The sequence below is a fragment of the Planctomycetota bacterium genome, assembly GCA_026387035.1.
GTDB lineage: Bacteria > Planctomycetota > Phycisphaerae > FEN-1346 > FEN-1346 > JAPLMM01.
Window position 1 is genome coordinate 1 of the sequence record JAPLMM010000096.1, and the last position, 22,312, is coordinate 22,312.

Below are 22,312 nucleotides of genomic sequence, written 5' to 3' on the forward strand. Positions count from 1 at the left end.
GCCAGCACCCTCGACAACACGGAGAATATCTGGTTCAACCTCCTGGACGGGCACAGTTACCGGCTGGACGTGGTGCGTGGGAGCGGGCAGGGCAACTTCCTGTGGGACTACGGCCTGGGGTGGCAGATGGTGCCGGAGCCCGACTCTGCCTTCCTGTTCTTGGCGGGGGTTGCCGTCCCGATGCTCCTGCGCCGGCGGCGGAGGCGATAGAGCCGGGCACGGGGCTACGGCGGGCAGGCCCGCGACGGTTGCGCTTCTGGGGATAGGCGGCATTGCCATGTTCCTGCGTCGGCGGAGACGGTAACGGACGGCTAAGCCGCCCACCTTCGTCCCGATGAATCGGGACTACGGCGTGGCAAGCAAGCGGCAAGGCCAAAAAGCGAACGGTCGGCGGGCGCGGGCTTTGAACCCCCGCGCCCGCTTTCTTGCGCGCCGGGTGTCAGAAGTTTTTCAGGAGGTCGGCGGCCTTGGCGGCGTCGCCGGCGGAATCGAGCGCCAGATAGCAGACGAAGCGGTCGCCGATGGCGGCGGCCGACAGGCCGCGCAGGTTGATGCCGGCGTCGGCGAGTTTGCGGGTCAGGCGCGCGCCGAGGCCTGCCTGGTCGGGCCCCTCGAGGCGGACGGAGTGGAGGCTGTCGGTCCTGGTGAAGCCGGCGGCCTTGGCGGCCTGGACGGCCTTGTCGCCCTTCAAGGGGGCGACGAAGAGGACGCCCGTGCCGGGCTTGTCGGGCGAGCGGCGAGCGATGACGAAGTCGAGGGCGGCGCCGGCCTTGGCAAGGGCCTCGAGTTTTTCGGCCAGACCGCCGGGCTTGTCCTGAATGCTCGCGGCCCAGACTTCCGTTTGCGTGACCTTCAGAGCCATGGCGCGACCTCCTTAAACGGGACGTTCCGGACTTGGTCGCCCGGCAATCCGGGCGGGCCTGTCTATAGGATACCCGAAGGGGGTGTCGAATGCGAGGGTGGAATGTGCGAAAAAGACCCCCGGGGTCTTTTCCCCGGGGTTTTTTCGCCGCCAAGAAAAAGGCGTGACAGGCAGGGGTCCGTTGGTATGATGGCCCCGTCCTTGGAAGGAAAGGCGACGAACATGAAACGGTTCCTGGCGGGTGTAGCGGCGGTTGTGATGTTGGCGGGATGGATGGGCGCGGTGGGGTCGGCGGCCGAGGGCGCCGAGATGCGCCTCGTGGTGCGGCCGCAGGCCGCGGGGACGGAGGTGCCGGTGGGCGCGAAGGTCGCGCTGCCGGCGGACCTGGCCGGGGCGGAGGCGGGAGCGCTCCGCGTCGAGATGGCGAGCGGCGGGACAACCGTGCCGGGACAGATCGTTGCGGCGGCCGGCGGCGGGACGGAACTGTGGTGGATTCTGCCGAAAGCGGAGGCGGGCACGGCGCAGGAATGGACGGCGCGGGTGTCGCGCGGGCCGGCGCCGACCAAGGACGCCTTCTCGTTTGCGGACACCGCGGGCGACCACCTGGACGTTCTGTTTGCGGGCCGGCCGGTCGCTCGCTACATGTACGCCAGCGACACGTCGACGGAGAAACGGGCCGGCGAGACGTACAAGCCGTACCTGCACGTCCTGGCGCCCGATGGAACGCTGCTGACGAAAGGCCCCGGCGGCCTGTACACGCACCACCGGGGGATCTTCATCGGGTGGATGAAACTGAAGTACGACGGGAACAAGGTGGGCGACTGGTGGCAGATGAAGGGCGTGCGCATGGTGCACCAGAAGTTCCTGGAGCAGTCGGCGGGGCCGGTGCTGGCGCGCGTGACGTCGCTCGTCAACTGGAACGACGGTGAAGGCAAGCCCGTCGTCATCGAGGAGCGGTCGATGACGGTGCTTCAGCCGGGCGGCGCGACGATCGCGACGATTCTTTTCCAGTCGAAACTCAAGGCCGCGCGGTGCGACATCGTTCTGGACGGCGACCCGGAGCACGCGGGCGTTCATTACCGGCCGGCGGACGAGGTGGAGAAGGCGGCGACGAAGTACGTGTTCCCGAAAGAGGACACGGACGTGAAGAAGGAGACCGACTTGCCGTGGGTGGGAATGAGTTACGTTCTCGGCGGGAAGAAATACAGCGTGCTTCAGATGAACGATCCGGGCAATCCGAAGGGCACGATCTGGTCGGCGTACCGGGACTACGGCCGGTTCGGGGCGTTCTTCAAGAAGGAAGTGAAGAAGGGGGAGACGCTCGAGGTGCGGTACGCCTTCCAGGTGATGGCGGGCGACCTGCCTTCGCGCGAGGTGTTGGCGGCGGAGTGGGAGTCGGTGGTGCATCGGCCGGCGGCGGAGGCGGCGAAGTAGGAATTCGGGGTTCGCGTGCGGCAAACGAGCGTGGCGGCCAACAACCACCGCGTCGTCTGCAACATCAACCCGAACACCGTCATGCAGGCGTACAACCCGGTGGAGGAGAACTTTCGCGATATCTACGTGGTCGAGAAGACCGGCACCAAGCAGGGCTGGTCGTTCCCCAGCCCGGACGAGGACTGGTTCACCGGCTACCCGCAGGAGATCGAGGCGTTCTACCCAGGCCTGGTACCGGGGCCTCTCGCGCTACCAGTGGTTTGTCCTGCTCGTGTGCTGGTTCGGGTGGTTGTTCGACACGATGGCCCAGCAACTGTTCACGCTGAGCCGCACGCCGGCGATCACGGCACTCCTGCCCGAGGGGACAGCGAAGGAGATCATCAAGTACTACGGCGGCGTCGCGACGATGATCCTGATCCTGGGGTGGGCCACCGGCGGCATCTTCTTCGGCTACCTGGGTGATAAGTGGGGCCGCGCCAAGACCCTGGTGGTGTCCGTCCTCTTCTACTCCCTTTTCACCGCGCTGTCCTCCCTTTCGGTATCGTGGATCGATTTTTCGATTTACCGGTTCCTGACGGGCCTGGGCGTGGGCGGCACGTTCGCCGCCGCCGTCTCGCTGGTGGCCGAGACCCTGCCCGCCCGCTCGCGGCCGTACGCCCTGGGGTTCCTCCAGTCGCTGGCGGCCTGCGGCAACGTGGTGGCGGCGGCTACCAGCCTCTACCTGAAGCCCAGCGCCATAATGTTCGGCTGGGACGGCTGGCGATGGCTGTTCCTGGTAGGCGCCCTTCCGGCCGTCCTGGTCATTTTTGTCATGCGCCGTCTGAAGGAGCCCGAGGCGTGGGTCCGCATCAAGGAGGCCGAGCGCCGCGGCGAGGCCAAGGCGGGCCAGAAACTCGGCAGTTGGAAGGAACTCTTCGGCGACCCGCGCTGGCGGCGCAACCTCATCGTCGGATTTATTCTGGGCCTGGCGGGCGTCGTCGGTCTGTGGAGCATCGGCTTCTGGCTGCCGGAACTCGTGCGCGAGGTCGTGACCGATAAGAGCGAGGGCGACCGCTACGTCGGCTGGGCCATGATCCTCTTCAACGGCGCTGCCGCGATCGGCACATACCTTTTCACGCTCATGATGGCCCGCCTGGGCCGGCGCCCGTCGTTCGCCCTGATGTTCCTGGTGGCTATCGTGTCGGTCTTCATCGTGTTCGGCTTTATGACGCAGCCGAACCAGATATGGTGGATGGCCCCGATCCTGGGCCTGGGGACGCTGACGATTTTCGGGGGGTACTCCATCTACTTCCCGGAACTGTTTCCGTCGCGCCTGCGGGCCTCTGGCGTCGGCTTCTGCTACAACACGGCGCGGTACTTGGCCGCCACGTTTCCCTTTGTGCTGGGGTACCTGACCACGGCGTACGCGGACCTGCACCTCACGCTCCTCAGTTCCCTGGGCAGCATTGACAGTCCGTTCCGCTACGCCGCCTTCACCGTCGCCAGCGTGTTTCTGCTGGGCCTGGCGGTGATCCCGTTCGGCCCCGAAACCAAGGGCAAGCCGCTGCCGGAATAAGGACACGCGCTCATGCAGTTCTCGCCATCCGTTTACGAGCACGCGGCGATCCTGATCCACCGGACGCCTTGGGAGGTCTCGCGCGACGCCGGGTTGCTCTTTGAGGGCCATGCCGCGGCGTACCGGCTGTACCAGCACCGGCCGATCGTCGTCGGCATCGACATCTACAACCTCGAGGCCGAGGCGTACGGCGCCGTCGTGCCGCGCCCCGACGGGGCGGGCATCCCCGCCATCAGCCAGCACCCGTTCAACGACCTGGACGCCCTGGCGGCGCTGCCGCCCTTCGACCCGCGCGCGGGCCGGCTGGGCATGGCCATCGCGGCCGCCGCGCGGCTGAAGCGCGAGTTCCCCGAGGCCGACGTCCGCATGCCCGTCAGCGGGCCGTTCTCCATCGCGGCCAACCTCATTGGCTTCGAGACGTTGCTGGTCGGCTGCCTGACGAAGCCCGACCGGGCCCGGGCCGCCCTCGCGCACGTGGCCCAGGGCCAGGTGCCGTTCGTGCGGGCGATTGCCGAGGCGGGCGTCGACGTCGCCTTCTTCGAGTCGGCGGCCACGCCGCCCCTGCTATCGCCCCGGCAATTCCGCGAGATTGAGGTGCCCGCCGTCCGGCCGCTGCTGGACCAGTTCGCCGAGATCGTGGGCCACCCGGTGGCGTTTGTGATCGGCGGCAACACGGTGCCCATTCTCGAGTTCATCCTGGGGATGGGCTGCGGCTACGTGTGCTGCCCCGTGGAAAGCGATCAGCCGGCCTTCATGGCGAAGATGCGGGCGCACCCGGAGGTTATGGTCCGCGTGAACATGGATCACCGCATCGTAGCCGGCGGGACATGGGACGAGAACCGCCGCGAGGCCGACCGCGTGGTGGCCCTGGCGCGAACCGTCAGGAAGTCGTGCATCGGCACGGGTGCCCTGCCGTACGAGACTCCGCCCGAGAACGTGCTGCGGCTCAAGGAGTACGTCGATCCTGTTTAGAGCCTATCCGAACCCCTGCGCAGCATCCTGCGGAGGCGCGCCGGGGTCTACTGCGGCCGGCTGCGAAGGCCGATGCCGGTACAAACCGGGCACATGGTTGACAGGTTGCCGATGGGTGGGCGAAAGGAGCATCGCCCATGCCGTGGAAGGAAACCTGTCCCATGAAGGAACGGTCGCGGTTCGTGGTGGAGCAGGAATCGGGGCGGTACGCGATGGCCGAACTGTGCCGCATCTTCGGCATCAGCCGAGAGACCGGCTACAAGTGGGTCGCGCGGTACGAGGCGGGAGGTCCGCCGGCGCGTCGGCCCGGTACGAATGACCGAAACCGCCGGCTTCCCCGGATGTTTAAGGAACATGCGAAAGGAGGCAGCATGTCGCTGTCGGGCGCTCGTCGCACGCGGCGGGAATTTCTGAGGACGACGGCAGCGGTCGTCGCGGCGCCGTACGTTCTGACGTCCAGCGCCCTCGGGGCGGCCGGCCGGCCGCCGGCGAGCGAGCGGATCGTCATGGGCTTTGTCGGCGTGGGCGGCCAGGGCTCGGGCGACATGGGCGGATTCATGGGCTTCCCGGAGGTCCAGGTCGTCGCCGTCTGCGACGTGGACTCCGCCTACCGCTCGCGGGCCAAGCAGAGCGCCGAGATCCGTTACGCCCAGGAGAAGACGAGCGGCACCTTCAAGGGCTGCGACGACTACAACGATTTCCGCGACCTCGTCACGCGCAAGGACATCGATGCCGTTTTCTGCGCTACGCCCGACCACTGGCACGCCGTCGTGACGGTCGAGGCCATGCGCAACGGCAAGGACATCTACTGCGAGAAGCCCGAGTCGCTGACGGTGCGCGAAGGCCGCATCATGGTCGAGACCGCCCGCCGCTACGGCCGCGTGTTCTCGGGCGGCAGCCAGCGCGTCTGGGAAGACTACAACTGGTACCACCGGATGATGCGGTCCGGCGCCGCCGGCGACCTCCAGGAGATATGGGTCAACATCGGCGGCCCGTCCGGCGAGATGCCGCGGCCCGCGATGCCCGTGCCCGAGGGCATGGACTGGGATATGTGGATCGGACCGGCTCCGTGGCGGCCGTACAACAAGGACTACCACCCGTTCAACTGGCGCGGCTGCCGGGACTTCTCGGGCGGCGGTATGACCGACTGGGGCGCCCACCATATCGGCGGCGCGCTCTTTGCCAGCCAGTTGTATGACAAGAGCCTGCCGGTGGAGATCATCCCCCCGGACGGGAAAGAGGTCAAGAACCTGACCTACAAGTATGCCAACGGCGTCCGGATGTACCTCGGCGGCGCGTGGGACGGGCCCCTGGGGTTCCGAGGCACCAAGGGAGAGGTGCCGGAGCGCGGCAAGCCGAGAGCGGTGCCTCCCGGCATCGACATCCCGCACTACAAGGGCCGCGGCGGGATATTAGGCGACTTCCTCCACTGCGTCCGCACGCGTGAGCGGCCGTTCCGCGACATCGAGATCGCCCACCGCACCGTCGCGACGTGCCACCTCGCCAACATCGCCTTCTGGACCGGCCGCGCGTTGAAGTTCGACCCGGTGAAGGAACTCTTCGTCGGCGACGAGGAGGCGAACCGCTGGCTCGACCGCCCGAAACGGGAGCCGTGGCGAATCTAACGGAAAAGGAAAAAACGCATGGCGCGCAGGACGGGCGTTTCACGGAGAGATTTTCTGAAAGGGGCTGCGGCGGTCGTCGCGGCGCCGTACGTTCTGACGTCCAGCGCCCTCGGGGCGGCCGGCCGGCCGCCGGCGAGCGAGCGGATCGGCGTCGGCTGCATCGGCGTCGGCGACATGGGCGGCGGGCATGTGGGCGTCGCCGGCCGAACGCGCGACGTTCAACTCATCGCCGTCTGCGACGTGCGCAAGGACCGCTGCGACCAGTTGGCCAAGCAGCACCGCTGCGCTGCGTACAACGATTTCCGCGACCTTCTGGCCCGCGACGACATTGACGCCGTTATGGTCGCCACCCCCGACCACTGGCACGCCCTCATCACGGTCGAGGCAGCCAAGGCCGGCAAGGACATCTTCTCCCAGAAGCCGTTCGCCTACTCCGTGGCCGAGGGCCGCGCCATGGTCGAGGCCGTCCGGCGCTACAACCGCGTCTTCCAGCACGGGACCCAGCAACGTTCGGACCGCCGGTACCGGCACGCCTGTGAACTGGTGCTGAACGGACGGCTCGGCAAGGTGCACACCCTGCGCGTCGGCGACCCGGTGGGGCTGAGCGGCGGCTCCACCCAGCCGGCGCCCGTCCCGGAGGGCTTCGATTACGACCAGTGGCTCGGCTCGGCGCCCTGGGCGCCCTTTACGAAGGACCGCTGCTTCGGCGGCATCGGCGGCGCCGGAGGCCAGTGCTGGTACCATATCCAGGACTATTGCGCCGGCTGGATCACCGCCTGGGGGTCCCACGATGTGGACATCGCCCAGTGGGGTAACGGGACCGACCACACCGGTCCCGTGGAGATCGAGGGCCGCGGCGAGTTCGCGCGCGACGGGCTCTACGACACGGCCCAGACTTGGCACGTCGAGTGCCGGTACGCCAACGGGGTGCGTCTCATCTACACCACCGCCAACGAACAGCCGCACGGGAACCGCTTCGAGGGGACTGAAGGGTGGGTCTTCGTCAACCGGGGGAAGATCGAGGCGGACCCGCCGTCGCTGCTGAAGGAGAAGTTCGGCCCGGACGAAATCCGCCTCTATGAATCCAACGACCACTTCGGGAACTTCTTCGAGTGCGTCCGGACGCGCCGGGAAACCGTCGCGCCGCCCGAGGCGGGCCACCGGTCCACGACGATCTGTCACCTGGCCCACTTGGCGGTCAAACTCGGACGCCCGCTGAAGTGGGACCCCGAGAAGGAAAAAATCCTCGGCGACGACGAGGCCGCCCGCTGGCTCGACCGCCCGAAACGGGAGCCGTGGCGAATCTGACGGAAAAGGAAAAAACGCATGGCGCGCAAGACGGGCGTTTCACGGAGAGGTTTTCTGAAAGGGGCCGCGGCGGCGGTGGCGGCGCCATACGTTCTGACGTCCATGGCCCTTGGGGCCGCGGGCCGGCCGTCGGCCTCCAACCGCATCGGCATCGCCCATATCGGCGTGGGCGGCCGAGGCGGCGGCCTCATGAGCGGCTTTCTGGGCAACGGCGATGTCCAGGTTCTGGCCGTCTGCGATGTCGATGACAACCGCCGCGCGGGCGCCAAGAAACGCGTCGACGATGCCTACAGCCAGCAGGCCCCCGGCACGTACGCCGGATGCAAGGACTACAAGGATTTCCGCGAGATCCTGGACCGGCCCGACATCGACGGCGTCGTCATCGCCACGCCCGACCATTGGCACGGCCTCCTGACGACCATGGCCGCCAGGGCCGGCAAGGATGTTTACTGCGAGAAGCCCATGGCCTCGACCATCGGCGACGGCCGCGCCGCCGCCGACGCCATCAAGCGCTACGGCCGCGTCTTCCAGACCGGCAGCCAGGAGCGATCCACCGGCACCACCCGTTACGCCTGCGAACTGGTCCGCAACGGACGCCTCGGCAAGATCCACACCATCCGCACCTGGCTGCCCACGGGCAACATGCGTTCCGGCGCCACGGGCCCCGAGCCGGTCCCCGAGGGGTTCGACTATGACCGCTGGCTGGGTCCGGCCCCGTGGGCGCCGTACCATTCCAGGCGGTGCCACGGAAACTTCCGCTGGATCATGGACTACTCCGACGGCGAACTGACCGACCGCGGCGCCCACGTCAACGACATCGCCTTGCTCGGCGCGGGGCCGCTGCTGGTCGGCCCAGTGGAGATCGAGGGGCGCGGCACATTCCTCACGGACCCGCTTTGGAACGTGCCGTACGAGTACCACATCGAGTTCACGTACGCCAACGGCTTGAAGATCATCGTCGACAGCGGCAACGCGCCAACCAACGCCATCTGCAACATCACTAAGGCGCATCGCGGCATCAAGTTCGAGGGCACCGAGGGCTGGGTCTTCGTCGCCATCCACGGCGGGGCGCTGGAGGCCGACCCGCCGGGGCTCCTGAAATCGGTCATCGGGGCCGGCGAGGTCAACCTGGGCCGCAGCCGGGGACACGGAGCCGACTGGGTCAATGCCGTCCGGACGCGCGGCCCCACCATGGCCCCGGCCGAGGATGGGCACCGAACCGCCTCGTTCTGCCACCTGTGCCTGACGGCCTGCCTGCTGAGGCGCAAACTGAAATGGGACCTCGTGCAAGAGAAGTTCATTAACGACGACCAGGCCAATCGGATGATGCCGGTGTTTCGTCCGGCGCGGGCCCCGTGGCACTTTTGAGGGCCGAGGGCTGAGGGGCGAGGCGAAGCCTGGTCAGCCACCTATCCTGAGGGGCGCGTGTTATTAGGGGCAGACGCATGCAGAAAACAAGTGCCATCACCCGCCGCAACCTCCTGAAGGGCGCAACCGCCGTTGCGTTAGGCGCGCCGTACATCCTGTCGGCGTCGGCCCTCGGCGCGGCAGGCCGCCCGGCTGCCGGCGAGCGGATCGTCATGGGCGCCATCGGCGTCGGCGGCCGCGGTACCGACAACATGCGGACGTTCCTCGGGTCGCCCGAGGTCCAGATGGTCGCCGTCTGCGACGTCTTCGAGGACCGTCGCCAGCGCGCCAAGGGCACCGTCGACAAGCGGTACGGAAGCGCGGACTGTACGGCCTACAATGATTTTCGCGACCTTGTGACCCGGCCGGACATTGACGCCGTCTGCATCGGCACGCCGGACCACTGGCACGTCCTGCACGCCCTGGAGGCCGTGCGGGCGGGCAAGGATGTGTACTGCGAGAAGCCGCTGGGCCTGAGCATCGAGCAGGGCAAAGCCCTCCGCGCCGCAGTGCGCCGCTACGGCCGGGTGTTCCAGTTCGGCACGCAGGAGCGCTCCAGTGGGAGCACGCGCCTGGCGGCCGAGATCGTGCTGAACGGCTGGATCGGCAAGGTCCACACCATCAAGGTCGGGACGCGATTCAGCCGCTCCTCGCCCAACTACCCGTCCATGCCGGTGCCCGACGGGCTGGACTACGACCTTTGGCTGGGACCGGCCCCGTGGGCGCCATACACCGCCAACCGCGTCTCGAACAGCCACTGGTTCCACATCAGCGACTACGCGCTCGGCTTTCTCGCGGGCTGCGGCATCCACACGATCGACATGGCCGCCTGGGGGAACGGGACGGACCGCACGGGCCCGGTCGAGGTCGAGGGCACGGGCGAGTTCCCCCGCGACGGCCTGTGCGACTGCGCCCTGGCGTGGAACGTGGACCTGCGGTTCGCTAATGGCGTCACGATGAACTTCACCGACGGTAACCAGAACCCGCTGGGCGTCCGCTTCGAGGGCTCCGACGGCTGGGTGTTTGTGAAGGAGCGGCACCTGGGCGGCACGGTGGATGCGGAGCCGAAGTCGCTGCTGCGCCGGACGGCCGGCCCGGACGAGGTCCGGTTGCCCGTCAGCAACAATCACCATCAGAATTTTCTGGAGTGCATCAAGTCGCGGCGGGACCCGGTGGCGCCGATCGAGGTCGCGGTCCGGTCCGACACGCTCTGCCAGTTGAGCGACATCGCCATGCGCCTGCGCCGGAAACTGAAGTGGGACCCCGTCCAGGAGGAGTTCGTCGGCGACGCCGAGGCCGCCCGCAGGATGGATCGGCCGATGCGCGAGCCGTGGCGGATTTAGAGGCGATGGAGCGATGGCACGAGACGGAGGCGTGACGCGCCGCGACTTTCTGCGGGGCGTGGCGGCGATTCTGCTGGCTTGGTCGGCGGGGCGGGCCGGAGCGAGGGCGGAGCCCGTGGGGCATTTGACACGGCGCCCTTCTTCTGCTTGAATCGTCCCAAGCCGTTGCCGCCGGTGTTCCTGGAACCCTGAACGCGAGGTGACGCATGCCGAAGAAGACGGTCCGTAGCGGAATCATCGGAGCGGGGTTCTCGGCCACCTTCCACTACGAGGCCGCCAGGAAGGTCTCGGGCGTCAACGCCGAGGTCGTGGGTGTCTTCGCCGCCAACGCCGACCAGGCCCGCCAGTACGCCGAGAAGCGCGGCATCCGGTGCTTCGAGACGCGCGAGGAACTCATCGACGCCGTCGACCTCGTCCACGTCTGCGCGCCGGTGGCGTTCCACGAGGAGATCACCGTCGCTGCCCTGGAGGCCGGCAAGGACGTGATCTGCGAGAAACCGCTGACGGGGTACTGCGGGGACGGGTCGGAGGGGTTCCACGGCGACACGTTCCCCAAGGAGACGGCCCTCGCGGAGGCGCTGGCGAGCGTCCGCCGCATGCTCGACGCCGAGGCCAAGAGCCGCGGCCGCATCTTCTATGCCGAGAACTGGGTCTACGCGCCAGCCATTCAGAAGGAGCGCGAGATCCTCGAGAAGACCGGCGCCCAGGTCCTGTGGATTCACGGCGAGGAAGCGCACAGCGGCTCGCACGCCCATACCTACGCCTTCTGGAAGTACAGCGGCGGCGGCGTGATGATCGGCAAGGGGTGCCATCCCCTGACGGCCGCCCTGTACCTGAAGCGTGTCGAGGGACGCGCCCGCAACGGCAACCCCATCCTGCCGAAGACCGTCACGGCCCGCACGCACGCGCTGACGCGGATGCCCACCTTCCGCGACGAGGGCCACATCCGCTGCGACTACCACGACATCGACGATTTCTCGATGATGCACGTCGAGTTCGCCGACGGGTGCATCGCCACCATCTTCGCCTCCGACATTATCCTGGGCGGCATCCACAACTGGCTCGAGGTGGCGGCCAACAACCACCGCGTCGTCTGCAACATCAACCCGAACACCGCCATGCAGGCGTACAACCCGGTGGAGGAGAACTTTCGCGATATCTACGTGGTCGAGAAGACCGGCACCAAGCAGGGCTGGTCGTTCCCCAGCCCGGACGAGGACTGGTTCACCGGCTACCCGCAGGAGATCGAGGCGTTCTAAACCTTCTGAGCGCGAGCCACGAGGAGCGCCTCCGTGAACCGGGCCCAATGGGACACCCTGCTGGCGGTCGTGAGGGGCTGGCGCGTGGACCCGCTCCCGGTCGGCTTCATCATCGACAGCCCCTGGCTGCCGAACTGGGCGGGGATGAGCATCCTGGACTACTTCACGTCCGAGCGCCTGTGGCTGGAGGCCAACTGCCGCGCCATCGACCGGTTCCCCGAGGCGATGTTCCTGCCGGGGTTCTGGTCGGAGTTCGGCATGTGCACCGAGCCGTCGGCCTTCGGCGCCAGGCCCGTCTGGTACGAGAACGAGTTCCCCTACGCCGAGCCGGTGCTTGGCGGCACGGACGAGATCGCGGACCTCGCCACGCCCGACCCGTCGCGGCACGGCCTTCCGCCGCTGGTGCTGAAGCGGCTGGTGCATGCGCGCCCGACTATCGAGGAGGCCGGCCACGCCATTCGCTTTGCCGTGGCGCGCGGGCCGATGAACATCGCGGCGTTCCTGATGGGCAATACCGAGTTCCTCGTGGCCATGAAGATCGAGCCCGACCGCGTCCACGCCCTGCTCGGGAAGGTCACGGACTTCCTGGTCGCCTGGCTCCGCCTCCAGGCCGCGACGTTCGAGACGATCGAGGGCATCTTCCTGCTGGACGACATCGTCGGCTTCGTCGGCGAGGACGACTTCCGGGCGTTCGCCGGGCCGTGTCTGGAGAAGGCGTTCGGGGCGTTCGAGGCGAAGGTCCGCTTCTTCCACAACGACGCACCGGGGCGGGTCTGCGCGCCGCACCTCGCGGAGGTCGGCGTGAACCTCTTTAATTTCTCGTGCGACCATTCGCTCGCCGAGATGAAGGAGTGGACGCGCGGGGAGGTGGCCCTTGTGGGCAACATCCCGCCGCGCGACGTCCTGGCCGCTGGCACGCCGGACGACGTCCGCGCAGCCGTGGCGGCGGCGCTCGAAGGCCTTTCGGACACGAGCCGGCTGGTCCTGTCGTGCGGCGGGGGCGTGCCCCCTGGCGTGCCGACCGAGAACATCGAGGCCTTCATCGCGGCCGCGCAGGCGCGGGATCCCGGGAAGGCGGATGAGCCGAGGCGAGGAGGGTGACGTGAGACGATGGCTGATTGTGGCCGCGATAGTGGGCCTTGGCGTCGGGCTGGTGTGGGCAGAGGAGCCGGCCGGCAGCGCCGGGCCGCTCGTGCCGAAGAGCGCAGCCGCTCGGCCGGCCAAGGCGCGCCGGCTTCTGGTTTTCAACCTGTGCCTGGGGTCCCGGCACGCGGTGATCCCATTCGCGGCCGAGACGATCACGAGGATGGGACGGGAGACGGGGGCGTATGAAACGGTCGTCAGCGAGGACATCGGCCTGTTCGAGCCCGACAGGCTAGCGCAGTTCGACGCCGTGTTCCTGAACCATACGACAGGGGAACTTTTCCTGTCGAAGGATCTGGATAAACTGCCGGTCGAGGCGCAAAAAGGGGCGCGGGAGCGCGACGAGCGGCTGCGCAAGAGCCTGGCGGACTTTGTGCGCGGAGGGAAAGGGCTGGCGGCTATCCACGCGGCGGCAGCGTGCTTCTACGCGTGGCCGGAGTTCGGCGAAATGCTCGGCGCCCGGTTCGACAGCCACGCCTGGGGCCAGTTTGTGGCCACGATCAAAATTGACGACCCGAACAGCCCGCTGACCGCCATGTTTCATGGCAAGGACATCCGGATCGAAGAGGAGGTCTACGTCTTTGCCGACAAACCCTCGCGAAAATCGTACTGGTTCGAGCGCCAGCCGTATTCGCGCGAGAAACTCCGCATCCTCCTGAGCCTGGATACGTCCGAGATGGATCCGGCAAAGCGCGCAAAGGGAGGACGCGCGGACAACGATTACGCGATCAGTTGGATCCGCCGATACGGCGGGGGCCGGGTGTTCTACACGGCGTTCGGGCATAACGAGAACGTCTACCGGGATGAGGCGATTCTTCGGCATCTTCTGGCGGGGATCCAGTTTGCCCTGGGGGACCTGGAGGCGGACGCGACGCCTAGCGCGACGCCGAAAGAAACCTCGGGCGCGGCGGAAAAAGAATTGGGACGGCGTAGCGAAGAGCGTGGCGAATCGGATTGAAGCGGAGGCGGCTTATGGCACGACAGGGAGGCGTTTCCCGGCGCGGATTTCTGAAGGTTGCGGCGGCGGCGGTGGCGGCACCGTACGTTCTGACGTCCTCCGCGCTGGGCGGGCCGGACGAGGAGGCCGCGAGCAACCGGGTCGGCATGGGCTGCATCGGCGTGGGCCGCATGGGAATGGAGGACCTGCGCGGGTTCCTTGGGCGGACGCAGATCGTCGCGGTCTGCGACGTGGACGCCAACCGGGCTGCGCGGGCGAAGGAGGAGGTCGAGAAACACTATGCCTCGCGACTGCGGCAGGGGGAGTACAAGGGGTGTGCGGCGTACGGCGATTTTCGCGACCTGGTGGCGCGGGACGACATTGACGCGGTGCTTGTCGTCACGCCGGACCACTGGCACGTAATCGCGACGCTGGAGGCGTGCCGGCACGGCAAGGACGTGTATGTCGAGAAGCCTCTGTCGCTGACCATCCGGGAGGGCCAGGCGGTGGTGGAGGCGGTGCGCCGTTATGGCCGGGTGCTCCAGGTCGGGTCGCAGCAGCGGTCCGACGCGCAGTTCCGATTCGCGTGCGAACTGGTGCGCAACGGACGCATCGGCAGGGTCCAGACGGTCCGCGTCGGCCTGCCGACCGATCCGGGGACAACCGTGCAGCCGGTCATGCCGGTGCCCGAGGGGTTGGACTACGATTTCTGGCTTGGGCCGGCCCCCTGGGCGCCGTACACGGTCGAGAGGGTGCATCCCCAGAAGGGGTACGGGCGTCCGGGCTGGCTGCGGATCTCGGACTATTCGGGCGGCATGATGACCGGCTGGGGGGCGCATCACGTGGACATCGCCCAGTGGGGCCTGGGGACCGAGCGGACGGGCCCTATCGAGATCGAAGGGCGGGGCGAGTTCCCGTCGGACGGTCTGTGGGACGTGCACGGCAAGTTCCGCGTGGAGTGCCGGTACGCCGACGGCATCCGGATGATCATCGACGACGGCCCGAACGGCGTGCGGTTCGAGGGAACGGAGGGGTGGGTGTTTGTGACCCGCGGCTCCATGGACGCCGAGCCGAAATCGCTCCTGAAGGCAAGGCTCGGCCCCGAGGAGGTTCACCTGGTTAAGAGCGTAAACCACCAGGAGAATTTCATCGCGTGCGTCCGGAGCCGGCAGGACCCTGTGGCGAACGTGGAGGTGGGGCACCGGTCGGCCACAATCTGCCACCTGGGCAACATCGCGATGCTGACCGGCCGCAAGATCAAGTGGGATCCCGACAAGGAACAGATTGTCGGCGATGCGGAAGCGAACCGCTGGCTCGACCGCCCGAAACGCGAGCCCTGGCGGATTTAGAGGCGATGGAGCGATGGCACGAGACGGAGGCGTGACACGCCGCCTAACGCCGGAAAACGTTGCCGCACACCCCTTCAACGCTCCTTTTCAACAATTTTCTTGCGGAACCGGTCGGGTCCGGTAGCATGGTGAGGTCCGCGCCCGCCGGGGCGTCGGCCCGGTGAGAATGACCGGAACTGCCGGGGCCCGAGGATGTTTAAGGGATATGCGAAAGGAGGCAGCATGTCGCTTTCGGATACTCGTCGCACGCGGCGGGAATTTTTGAGGACGACGGCTGCGGCGGCGGTGGCGGCGCCATACGTTCTGACGTCCACGGCCCTTGGGGCCGGAGGCCGCCCGGCCGCCGGCGAGCGGATCGTCATGGGCGCCATCGGCGTCGGCGGCCGGGGCATGGGCGACATGAATGCCTTCCTCGGCTCGCCCGAGGTCCAGATGGTCGCCGTCTGCGACGTCTTCGAGGACCGCCGCCAGCGCGCCAAGGACACCGTGGACAAGCGGTACGGAAGCGCGGACTGTACGGCGTACAATGATTTTCGCGAGATCGTTACCCGCGACAACATTGACGCCGTCTGCATCGGCACGCCGGACCACTGGCACGCCATCCCGACGATCTGGGCCTGCCGCCACGGCAAGGACGTCTATTGCGAGAAGCCCCTGTCGCTCACCGTCAAGGAAGGCCGGGCGATGGTCGAGGCCGCCCGCCGCTACGCCCGGGTCGTCTCGGGCGGCAGCCAGCGCGTGCTAGAGGACTATGGGGGCCTCGCGCGGGCGGTGCGCGGCGGGGCGGCCGGAGAGGTCAAGGAAGTGTACGTGGAAGTGGGCGGTCCGTCCCGGCCGTGCAACCTGCCGGGCGAGCCTGTGCCGCCGGGACTCGATTGGGAGATGTGGCTGGGCCCAGCCCCGTGGGCGCCGTACCATCGGGACCGGTGCTCGGCGGCGTACGGCGGGGGCACGGGGTTCCGCGCCTGGCGCGATTACTCCGGCGGCATGATGACCGATTGGGGCGGGCACAAGTTCGGCGGGGCGCTCTTTGCGCTGGACCTGGAAACGACCGGGCCCGTCGGGATCATCCCCCCCGACGGGAAGGACCACCAGTACCTGACTTACGTCTTCGCCAACGGCATCCGCATGTACCACGCGCCGGGGACCAAATTTAACATCACGTTCAAGGGGACGCTCGGCGAGGTCCCGGGCCGCCAGCCCGAACGGGCCGTCTCGATGCCCGGCTACAAGGGCAGGGGCGGGATCTACGGCGATTTCCTCCACTGCGTGCGGACGCGCGAACTGCCGTTCCAGGACGTCGAACGCGCGCACCGCGCCGCCACCGTCTGCCACCTCGGCAACATCGCGTACTGGCTCGGCCGGCCGCTGAAGTGGGACCCGGTGAAGGAACTCTTCGTCGGCGACGACGAGGCGAACCATTGGCTCGACCGCCCGAAGCGCGAGCCCTGGCGACTTTAACTCCGAGAAAGGACGGGGAACACATGACAGGCAAGCGACTGGCAGGGGTGGTGTTTCTGGCGGTGGCGGCAGGCGTCGTGGGCCTGGCGTGGAACAGTCTTCGCGGCTCCGAGGCCGCCGGCCCGGCCGAGACGACGACCAAACCGATCCGCGCGGTCATCGTCACCGGCGGGCACGGGTTCGACCAAAAGGCGTTCCCGAAACTTTTCGAGGGACACCCCGACATCGTCTGCGAGTTCAAGCCCCAGAAGGACGACAGCGAACTCTTCGAGGACGTCGCCGATTGGCCCTACGACGTCGTGGTCCTCTACAACATGACGCAGAAAATTTCGGAGAAGCGTCGGCAGAACTTCCTCGGCCTCCTGGACCGCGGCATGGGCCTCGTCGTCTTGCACCATGCGATTGCCGTCTTTCTGGACTGGCCCGAGTTTGAGAAGATCGCCGGGACCAGGTACTATCTGAAGGAAACGGTGGTGGACGGCGTCACGCACCCGATGGGCGCCTGGAAGGACGGCGTCAATTTCAAGATCCACGTGGAGGATGCGGAACACCCGATTACGAAAGGCCTCGCGGACTTCGAGGTTCGCGACGAGGGGTATCGTAACCAGACGTACGCGCCGGACAACCACCTGCTGCTTTCGACCGACAACGCGGCGAGCGAGAAACAAATCGCGTGGGTGCGGACGTACAAGAACGCGCGCGTCTTCTGCATGGTGATCGGCCACGGGCCGCAGGCCTTCACGAGCGAACCGATTCGCCGGGCTGTGGCCCGCGCCATCCGCTGGACCGCCAAACGTAACGTCGGGCGCGACGACGCCGCGCCGACCGAAGCCGCGTCCGGAAGGACCGGCCATACGGGATCTTCGGAAACCAGGTGATAAGGAGACCGCCGATGAGTCGCAACACCGCTGTTGTCGCTGCCGTGCTGGTGCTGGTTGGGATGGCCGGCTTCGCGCCGTTGGCCCGGGCCGCCGAGGGCGACAAGGCCTTTCAGGAATTGCTCTCGTATGACTGGGGCAAGGACCGAGGTCCCCTGGACCTGATTGAAAAGGCGGTCGTCGCGACGCACGGCGACGCGGCCGCGCGCGCCGGCCTGGAGAAGCGGCTGGCGGGCGTGCTCGGCGCCGGGGCGACGCGGGCCGCCAAGGACTTCGCCTGCCGCCAACTCTCTCTGATCGGCACGTCGGCGTCCGTGCCGGCGCTTGCGGCCCTCTTGCCCGACAAGGACCTGTCGCACATGGCCCGCTATGCGCTGGAGCGGATTACGGACCCGGCCGCAGGGAAGGCGATGCGGGAGGCGCTTCCGAAAGTGAGCGGCCTGCAGAAGGTCGGCGTCGTCAATTCGCTGGGCATGCGCGAGGACGCGGAATCGGCTGGCGCCCTCCTGCCGCTCCTCGGGGATTCGGACCCGCAGATCGTGGCGGCCGCAGCAGCGGCGCTGGGGCGGATCGGAACGCCCGAAGCGGCCGTCGCCCTTTTGGGTTTCAAAGCGAAAGCGCCCGCGCCTCTCCAGGCGGTCGTCGCCGATGCCTGCCTGAATGCGGCGGCCCGCGCGCTGAAGCGCGGCCAGGCTGATGCCGCCGCCAAAATCTACGAGACGCTCGACAGCGACAAGGAACCGGGGCACGTGCGGATGGCGGCGTTCCAGGGGATGGTGATGGCGAAGCCGGCCGAATCGACGCCGCGCCTCGTCAAGGCCCTGGGGGGTGACGACGAAGGGCTCCGGAGCATGGCGGTCCGCCTGATGCAGGAAGCGCCGGGCCCGGAAGCGACGAAGGCGTTCGCCGCTGCGCTCCCCCAACTGCCGCCCGTGGGCCAGGTGGCACTCCTGAAGGTGCTGGAAGGGCGCGGCGACCCGGCGGCCCGGCCGGCGGTCCTTGACGCGATAAAGAGCGCCGACGAAAGCGTCCGCGTGGCCTCCCTCAAGGCGCTGGGCGCCCTGGGCGGTGCGGCCGACGTGACGGTTCTGGCCGGCAAGGTCGCAGCGGGTGCCGACGCGGAAAAAACGGCGGCGGCCGAAGGCCTCACTTCCCTGAAAGGCAACGACGTGAACTCCGCGATCGTGGCCGCCATCAAGGGAGCGGACACGGGAACCCGGGCGGCGCTCGTCCGGAGCCTCGGCGCGCGCTCCGCTGTGGAAACCGTCGCGACGGTGATGGCGTGCGCGAAGGATCCGGATGCCGGGGTGCGTCTGGCGGCGCTGGAATCGGCGAAGACCCTCGCGGGCGAAGGCCAGGTGTCGGCGCTCGTCGGTTCCGTGAAGTCGGCCAAGGACGACGCGGAGCGCAAGGCGGCCGAGGAGGCGCTCCTGGCGGCATGCGGGCGCGGACGCGAGAAATGCGCCGTCCCCCTCGTCGCGGGTCTTACGGGGGCCGACGTGGCTTCGCGGATGGTGCTGCTGAGAGCGCTCGGGCGAGCGGGCGGGCCGCAAGCCCTTCGGGCGGTCCAGGCCGCCACGAAAGATGCGGACGCGTCCGTCCAGGACGAGGCCGTCCGCGTGCTTACCGGCTGGTCGGATGCGTCGGTGGCGCCGGCGCTCTTGGCGCTCGCGAAGTCGGCCGCCAATGAAAAGCACCAGGTGCTGGCGCTTCAAGGCTATGTGCGCATTGCCGGTGAGCAGCCGACGGACGACGCCAAGGTGAAGATGCTCACCGAAGCGATGGGACTGGCGAAGCGCCCGGATGACAAGAAACTGGTGCTGGGCGCGCTGAGCAACGTTCAGACGGTCGAATCGCTCCGGCTTGTCGTGCCGTGCCTCGGCGACGCGGCGCTGGCGGAAGAGGCGAGCGCGGCCGCGGTCAAGATCGCCGGCAAGGTGGCTGACTCGGCGAAAGACCTCACGCTCAAAGCCATGCAGAAGGTGCTCCAGCAGAGCAAGAACGACAACGTCCGCAAGGAGGCCGAGAAGATCCTGAAAAAGGTCGGCGGCTGACGAAGGGACGTGAGGTTTCGCTGCGGGCGCGCTCGGCGGCCGGGGGCCGTCGGCGCGCCCGCGGCATTGGTGCCGCCGGCGAAACCGTCGTTCGCCGTTGCGGCCGGGGTTTGACTCGGAGGCCGCGCCGACCTTATGATGGTCTTGGACGGCTGGCGACAGGGGGGAACGATCGGAGAATCTATGAGAACGGCGAGGCGGAAGGCGGTGGTGATGGGGCTGGCGGCACTGGTGGTGACTTGGGCGGCAGGCGAGTTACGCGCGGACGATTGGCCGCAATGGCGCGGACCGAATCGCGACGGCATCTCGAAAGAAACCGGCTGGCGGACCCAGTGGCCCGAGGGCGGGCCCAAGGTCCTCTGGCGCGCCGACGTCGGCGCGGGCTACTCGTCGTTCGCCGTCGTCGGCGGGCGCGTCTATACCATGGGCAACGCGGACAAGAACGACACGGTGTTCTGCCTGAATGCGGACACCGGCGAGATCGTCTGGCGCAAGTCCTATCCGTGCGGCGAGGGAGACCATCCCGGCCCGCGCGCGACGCCGACGGTGGACGGCAAAGTGGTTTACACCCTGAGCCGCGAAGGGCACCTCCTCGCGCTGGACGCCGCGTCAGGCAACCCCATCTGGGGCAAACATCTGCCGAAGGATTTCGGCGCGAAGCCGGAGCAGTGGGGCTTCGCCTGCTCGCCGCTCGTTCTGGGCGACCGGCTCATTCTGGATGCCGGCCCGACGCTCGCGCTCAACAAGCAGACCGGCGCGCTGGTGTGGAAAAGCGGGGAGGACAAGGCGGGCTACTCGTCGCCGACGGTGTTCGAGGTCGGCGGGAAAACGCTCCTGGCGGTTTTTCCGGAGTTCGGCCCGATCCTCCGGCAGGCGGCCGACGGAAAGGAACTCGCGCGCCTGCGGTGGGAGACCAGTTACGGCGTCAACGTCGCCACGCCCATCGTCCAGGGCAATCGCGTCTTCTTTTCGTCGGGGTACGACAAAGGGTGCGTCCTCCTGGAGTTGGGCGACAGCGGCTTTAAGGAAATCTATCAGAATAAGAACATGCGGAACCACGCCAACGGTTGCATCCTCTGGGAGGGGCGCCTGTACGGTTTCGACGGCCAGGTGGACGGCGGCGGGAAACTCGTCTGCCTCGATTTCCAGACGGGCGAACGCAAGTGGCAGCAGGGCGGCCTGGGAACCGGAGCGCTCATGCTGGCCGACGGAAAACTGATCGTCATCAGCGAGAGGGGCGAACTGGTCGTCGCCGAGGCCTCGCCCGCGGCCTACCGGGAACTGGCACGCGCGAAGGTCCTCGAAAAAACCTGCTGGACGATGCCTGTGCTCTCGGGCGGCCGCATCTACTGTCGCAACCACGAGGGCAAGATCGTCTGCGTCGACGTCCGCGCGAAATAGCCGGCCGGCGAAACGCGTCATCCGGCTAAGAGGTTGTTTCATAACCCCCCTCTCCCGCCGGGGGAGAGGAAATTGAAACAGCCTCTAAGGGCGGCTGCGGAGGTGCGAGTTGCGGCACGTCGGACGGGATGGGTCCAGGCGAGGGGTGCGGAGGCTCTGGTCGGCGGCGATGGCGCTCGCCCTCGTGGCTGCGGGTTGCGGCGAGGACGGTCCGCCCGCGGCGGGGGAAAATAAGTCGGCGCCGACGCTCGCGGCACTGCAAGAAGCGCGATGGCCGATGTTCCACGGCCAGCCGGCGCTCGCCGGCCTGGCCGTGGGAACTTTGCCCGACCGCCTCGACCTGGTGTGGCGATTCGAGACGCGCGGCGCGGTCAAATCGTCGCCGGTCATCGGCGACGGGCGCGTTTTCGTCGGTTCCGACGACGGATGCGTTTACGCGATTGATTTCGTCCGAGGCGGCAAGGTCTGGGCCTACGAGACGGAGGGCGGCGTCGAGGCCGCCCCGCTGCTCCTCGAGGGCACGGTGTACGTCGGCGGCACGGACGGGTTTCTGTATGCGCTCGACGCGGCGACGGGCCGCTTGAAATGGAAGTACGAGACGGGAAGCCAGATCCTCGGGGCGGCCAACTGGACCCGAGCGGCCGGCGGCGACGGGTTTTGGATCCTCGTCGGCAGTTACGACAGCCGACTCCACTGCGTGGATTCGAGGACGGGCGCGAAGGTCTGGACTTGCGAAACCGCCGGTTACATCAACGGCGCCCCGGCCGTGGCGGACGGCGCTGCGGTGTTCGGCGGGTGCGACGCCGTCCTTCGCGTCGTGTCGCTCTCGGACGGCAAGGTGCTGAGGGAGATTGACGCGGGGGCCTACGTCGCCGCCTCGTCCGCGCTGGCCGACGGCCGCGCGTACGTCGGCAACTACGAAGGGCGGTTCCTCTGCGCGGACGTGAACACCGGCGAAGTGCTTTGGACCTTTGAGAAGGAGAACGTGGCGTTCTACTCCTCGCCGGCGGTGAGCGGCTCGGCCGTCGTCGTCGGCGCGAGGGATCAGCGGCTCCACTGTCTCGATCGCACGAGCGGCGCCGAGCGCTGGGCGCTGCGGATGCGCGGCGACGTGGACAGTTCCCCCGCCGTCTGCGGCGACAAGGTCGTCGTCGGCTCGAACGGGGGCTGGGTGTACGTGGTCCGGCTGTCGGACGGCGCGGCGGTGTGGTCCTTCGAGATCGGCGAGGCAGTCACGAGTTCGCCGGCCGTGGCGGGCGGCCGCATCGTCGTCGGGTCGGAGGACGGCGCGGTGTACGCCTTCGGGGCCAAGCCGTGAAGGGCG

At 67.9% G+C, this 22,312-nt stretch carries 18 protein-coding genes and 1 pseudogene; 18 read left to right on the forward strand and 1 reads right to left on the reverse strand.

Annotated elements, in window-relative coordinates; genetic code table 11:
• The coding region (locus NTX40_03410; protein ID MCX5648134.1) for a PEP-CTERM sorting domain-containing protein at positions 1 to 210 on the forward strand (210 nt) is incomplete at its 5' end.
• Between the two features lie 229 nt (positions 211 to 439).
• On the opposite strand, the gene NTX40_03415 is transcribed toward NTX40_03410, so the two are convergent.
• Positions 440 to 862, reverse strand: coding sequence for an amino acid-binding protein (locus tag NTX40_03415; GenBank protein ID MCX5648135.1), 423 nt, complete (start codon positions 860 to 862; stop codon positions 440 to 442).
• Positions 863 to 1,084: 222 nt separating this feature from the next.
• Between NTX40_03415 and NTX40_03420 the strand changes: the two genes are divergently transcribed.
• The 17 genes and pseudogenes from NTX40_03420 to NTX40_03500 all read left to right on the forward strand — a co-directional run bounded on the left by NTX40_03420 (position 1,085) and on the right by NTX40_03500 (position 22,306).
• Positions 1,085 to 2,296 (forward strand): PmoA family protein, encoded by a 1,212-nt coding sequence (locus NTX40_03420; protein ID MCX5648136.1) that lies wholly within the window; start codon positions 1,085 to 1,087, stop codon positions 2,294 to 2,296.
• Positions 2,297 to 2,335: 39 nt separating this feature from the next.
• Positions 2,336 to 2,518, forward strand: a pseudogene (locus NTX40_03425) (gfo/Idh/MocA family oxidoreductase).
• A 67-nt stretch (positions 2,519 to 2,585) separates the two neighbouring features.
• Positions 2,586 to 3,851 (forward strand): MFS transporter, encoded by a 1,266-nt coding sequence (locus NTX40_03430; protein MCX5648137.1) that lies wholly within the window; start codon positions 2,586 to 2,588, stop codon positions 3,849 to 3,851.
• 12 nt (positions 3,852 to 3,863) lie between these two features.
• A complete protein-coding gene (locus tag NTX40_03435; protein ID MCX5648138.1) occupies positions 3,864 to 4,823 on the forward strand; it encodes a hypothetical protein in 960 nt (319 codons plus the stop codon).
• Between the two features lie 137 nt (positions 4,824 to 4,960).
• Positions 4,961 to 6,448: a Gfo/Idh/MocA family oxidoreductase gene (locus NTX40_03440; GenBank protein ID MCX5648139.1), complete on the forward strand. Its 1,488-nt coding sequence runs from the start codon at positions 4,961 to 4,963 to the stop codon at positions 6,446 to 6,448.
• 18 nt (positions 6,449 to 6,466) lie between these two features.
• Positions 6,467 to 7,756 carry a Gfo/Idh/MocA family oxidoreductase gene (locus NTX40_03445; protein ID MCX5648140.1) on the forward strand — a complete coding sequence of 430 codons (1,290 nt, stop codon included), beginning with the start codon at positions 6,467 to 6,469 and terminating at the stop codon, positions 7,754 to 7,756.
• Between the two features lie 18 nt (positions 7,757 to 7,774).
• Positions 7,775 to 9,124: a Gfo/Idh/MocA family oxidoreductase gene (locus tag NTX40_03450; protein MCX5648141.1), complete on the forward strand. Its 1,350-nt coding sequence runs from the start codon at positions 7,775 to 7,777 to the stop codon at positions 9,122 to 9,124.
• A 77-nt stretch (positions 9,125 to 9,201) separates the two neighbouring features.
• Entirely contained in the window at positions 9,202 to 10,506 is a 1,305-nt protein-coding gene (locus NTX40_03455; GenBank protein ID MCX5648142.1) for a Gfo/Idh/MocA family oxidoreductase, read from the forward strand.
• 206 nt (positions 10,507 to 10,712) lie between these two features.
• On the forward strand, positions 10,713 to 11,765 hold the full coding sequence (locus tag NTX40_03460) for a Gfo/Idh/MocA family oxidoreductase (protein MCX5648143.1): 1,053 nt from the start codon (positions 10,713 to 10,715) through the stop codon (positions 11,763 to 11,765).
• Between the two features lie 33 nt (positions 11,766 to 11,798).
• Positions 11,799 to 12,866, forward strand: a complete 1,068-nt coding sequence (locus NTX40_03465; protein ID MCX5648144.1) for a uroporphyrinogen decarboxylase — start codon at positions 11,799 to 11,801, stop codon at positions 12,864 to 12,866.
• Position 12,867: 1 nt separating this feature from the next.
• Positions 12,868 to 13,866 carry a ThuA domain-containing protein gene (locus NTX40_03470; protein MCX5648145.1) on the forward strand — a complete coding sequence of 333 codons (999 nt, stop codon included), beginning with the start codon at positions 12,868 to 12,870 and terminating at the stop codon, positions 13,864 to 13,866.
• A 14-nt stretch (positions 13,867 to 13,880) separates the two neighbouring features.
• Positions 13,881 to 15,194: a Gfo/Idh/MocA family oxidoreductase gene (locus NTX40_03475; protein ID MCX5648146.1), complete on the forward strand. Its 1,314-nt coding sequence runs from the start codon at positions 13,881 to 13,883 to the stop codon at positions 15,192 to 15,194.
• A gap of 222 nt (positions 15,195 to 15,416) precedes the next feature.
• Positions 15,417 to 16,655 (forward strand): Gfo/Idh/MocA family oxidoreductase, encoded by a 1,239-nt coding sequence (locus tag NTX40_03480; protein MCX5648147.1) that lies wholly within the window; start codon positions 15,417 to 15,419, stop codon positions 16,653 to 16,655.
• Positions 16,656 to 16,678: 23 nt separating this feature from the next.
• Positions 16,679 to 17,533: a ThuA domain-containing protein gene (locus NTX40_03485; protein MCX5648148.1), complete on the forward strand. Its 855-nt coding sequence runs from the start codon at positions 16,679 to 16,681 to the stop codon at positions 17,531 to 17,533.
• 14 nt (positions 17,534 to 17,547) lie between these two features.
• Positions 17,548 to 19,587, forward strand: a complete 2,040-nt coding sequence (locus NTX40_03490) for a HEAT repeat domain-containing protein (GenBank protein ID MCX5648149.1) — start codon at positions 17,548 to 17,550, stop codon at positions 19,585 to 19,587.
• Positions 19,588 to 19,770: 183 nt separating this feature from the next.
• A complete protein-coding gene (locus tag NTX40_03495) occupies positions 19,771 to 20,988 on the forward strand; it encodes a PQQ-binding-like beta-propeller repeat protein (protein MCX5648150.1) in 1,218 nt (405 codons plus the stop codon).
• 145 nt (positions 20,989 to 21,133) lie between these two features.
• The gene (locus NTX40_03500) at positions 21,134 to 22,306 is read left to right on the forward strand and encodes a PQQ-binding-like beta-propeller repeat protein (GenBank protein ID MCX5648151.1); all 1,173 of its coding nucleotides are present in this window, start codon (positions 21,134 to 21,136) and stop codon (positions 22,304 to 22,306) included.
• Positions 22,307 to 22,312 lie beyond the last annotated feature (6 nt).

What these genes read in the sequence shown, in the direction of transcription:
- NTX40_03480 (MCX5648147.1), top strand. Translation starts at nt 15,417, where the DNA reads ATGTCGCTTTCGGATACTCGTCGCACGCGGCGGGAATTTTTGAGGACG.
- NTX40_03450 (MCX5648141.1), top strand. Translation starts at nt 7,775, where the DNA reads ATGGCGCGCAAGACGGGCGTTTCACGGAGAGGTTTTCTGAAAGGGGCC.
- NTX40_03475 (MCX5648146.1), top strand. Translation starts at nt 13,881, where the DNA reads ATGGCACGACAGGGAGGCGTTTCCCGGCGCGGATTTCTGAAGGTTGCG.
- NTX40_03485 (MCX5648148.1), top strand. Translation starts at nt 16,679, where the DNA reads ATGACAGGCAAGCGACTGGCAGGGGTGGTGTTTCTGGCGGTGGCGGCA.
- NTX40_03455 (MCX5648142.1), top strand. Translation starts at nt 9,202, where the DNA reads ATGCAGAAAACAAGTGCCATCACCCGCCGCAACCTCCTGAAGGGCGCA.
- NTX40_03445 (MCX5648140.1), top strand. Translation starts at nt 6,467, where the DNA reads ATGGCGCGCAGGACGGGCGTTTCACGGAGAGATTTTCTGAAAGGGGCT.
- NTX40_03415 (MCX5648135.1), bottom strand. Translation starts at nt 862, where the DNA reads ATGGCTCTGAAGGTCACGCAAACGGAAGTCTGGGCCGCGAGCATTCAG.
- NTX40_03490 (MCX5648149.1), top strand. Translation starts at nt 17,548, where the DNA reads ATGAGTCGCAACACCGCTGTTGTCGCTGCCGTGCTGGTGCTGGTTGGG.
- NTX40_03435 (MCX5648138.1), top strand. Translation starts at nt 3,864, where the DNA reads ATGCAGTTCTCGCCATCCGTTTACGAGCACGCGGCGATCCTGATCCAC.
- NTX40_03495 (MCX5648150.1), top strand. Translation starts at nt 19,771, where the DNA reads ATGAGAACGGCGAGGCGGAAGGCGGTGGTGATGGGGCTGGCGGCACTG.
- NTX40_03420 (MCX5648136.1), top strand. Translation starts at nt 1,085, where the DNA reads ATGAAACGGTTCCTGGCGGGTGTAGCGGCGGTTGTGATGTTGGCGGGA.
- NTX40_03440 (MCX5648139.1), top strand. Translation starts at nt 4,961, where the DNA reads ATGCCGTGGAAGGAAACCTGTCCCATGAAGGAACGGTCGCGGTTCGTG.
- NTX40_03460 (MCX5648143.1), top strand. Translation starts at nt 10,713, where the DNA reads ATGCCGAAGAAGACGGTCCGTAGCGGAATCATCGGAGCGGGGTTCTCG.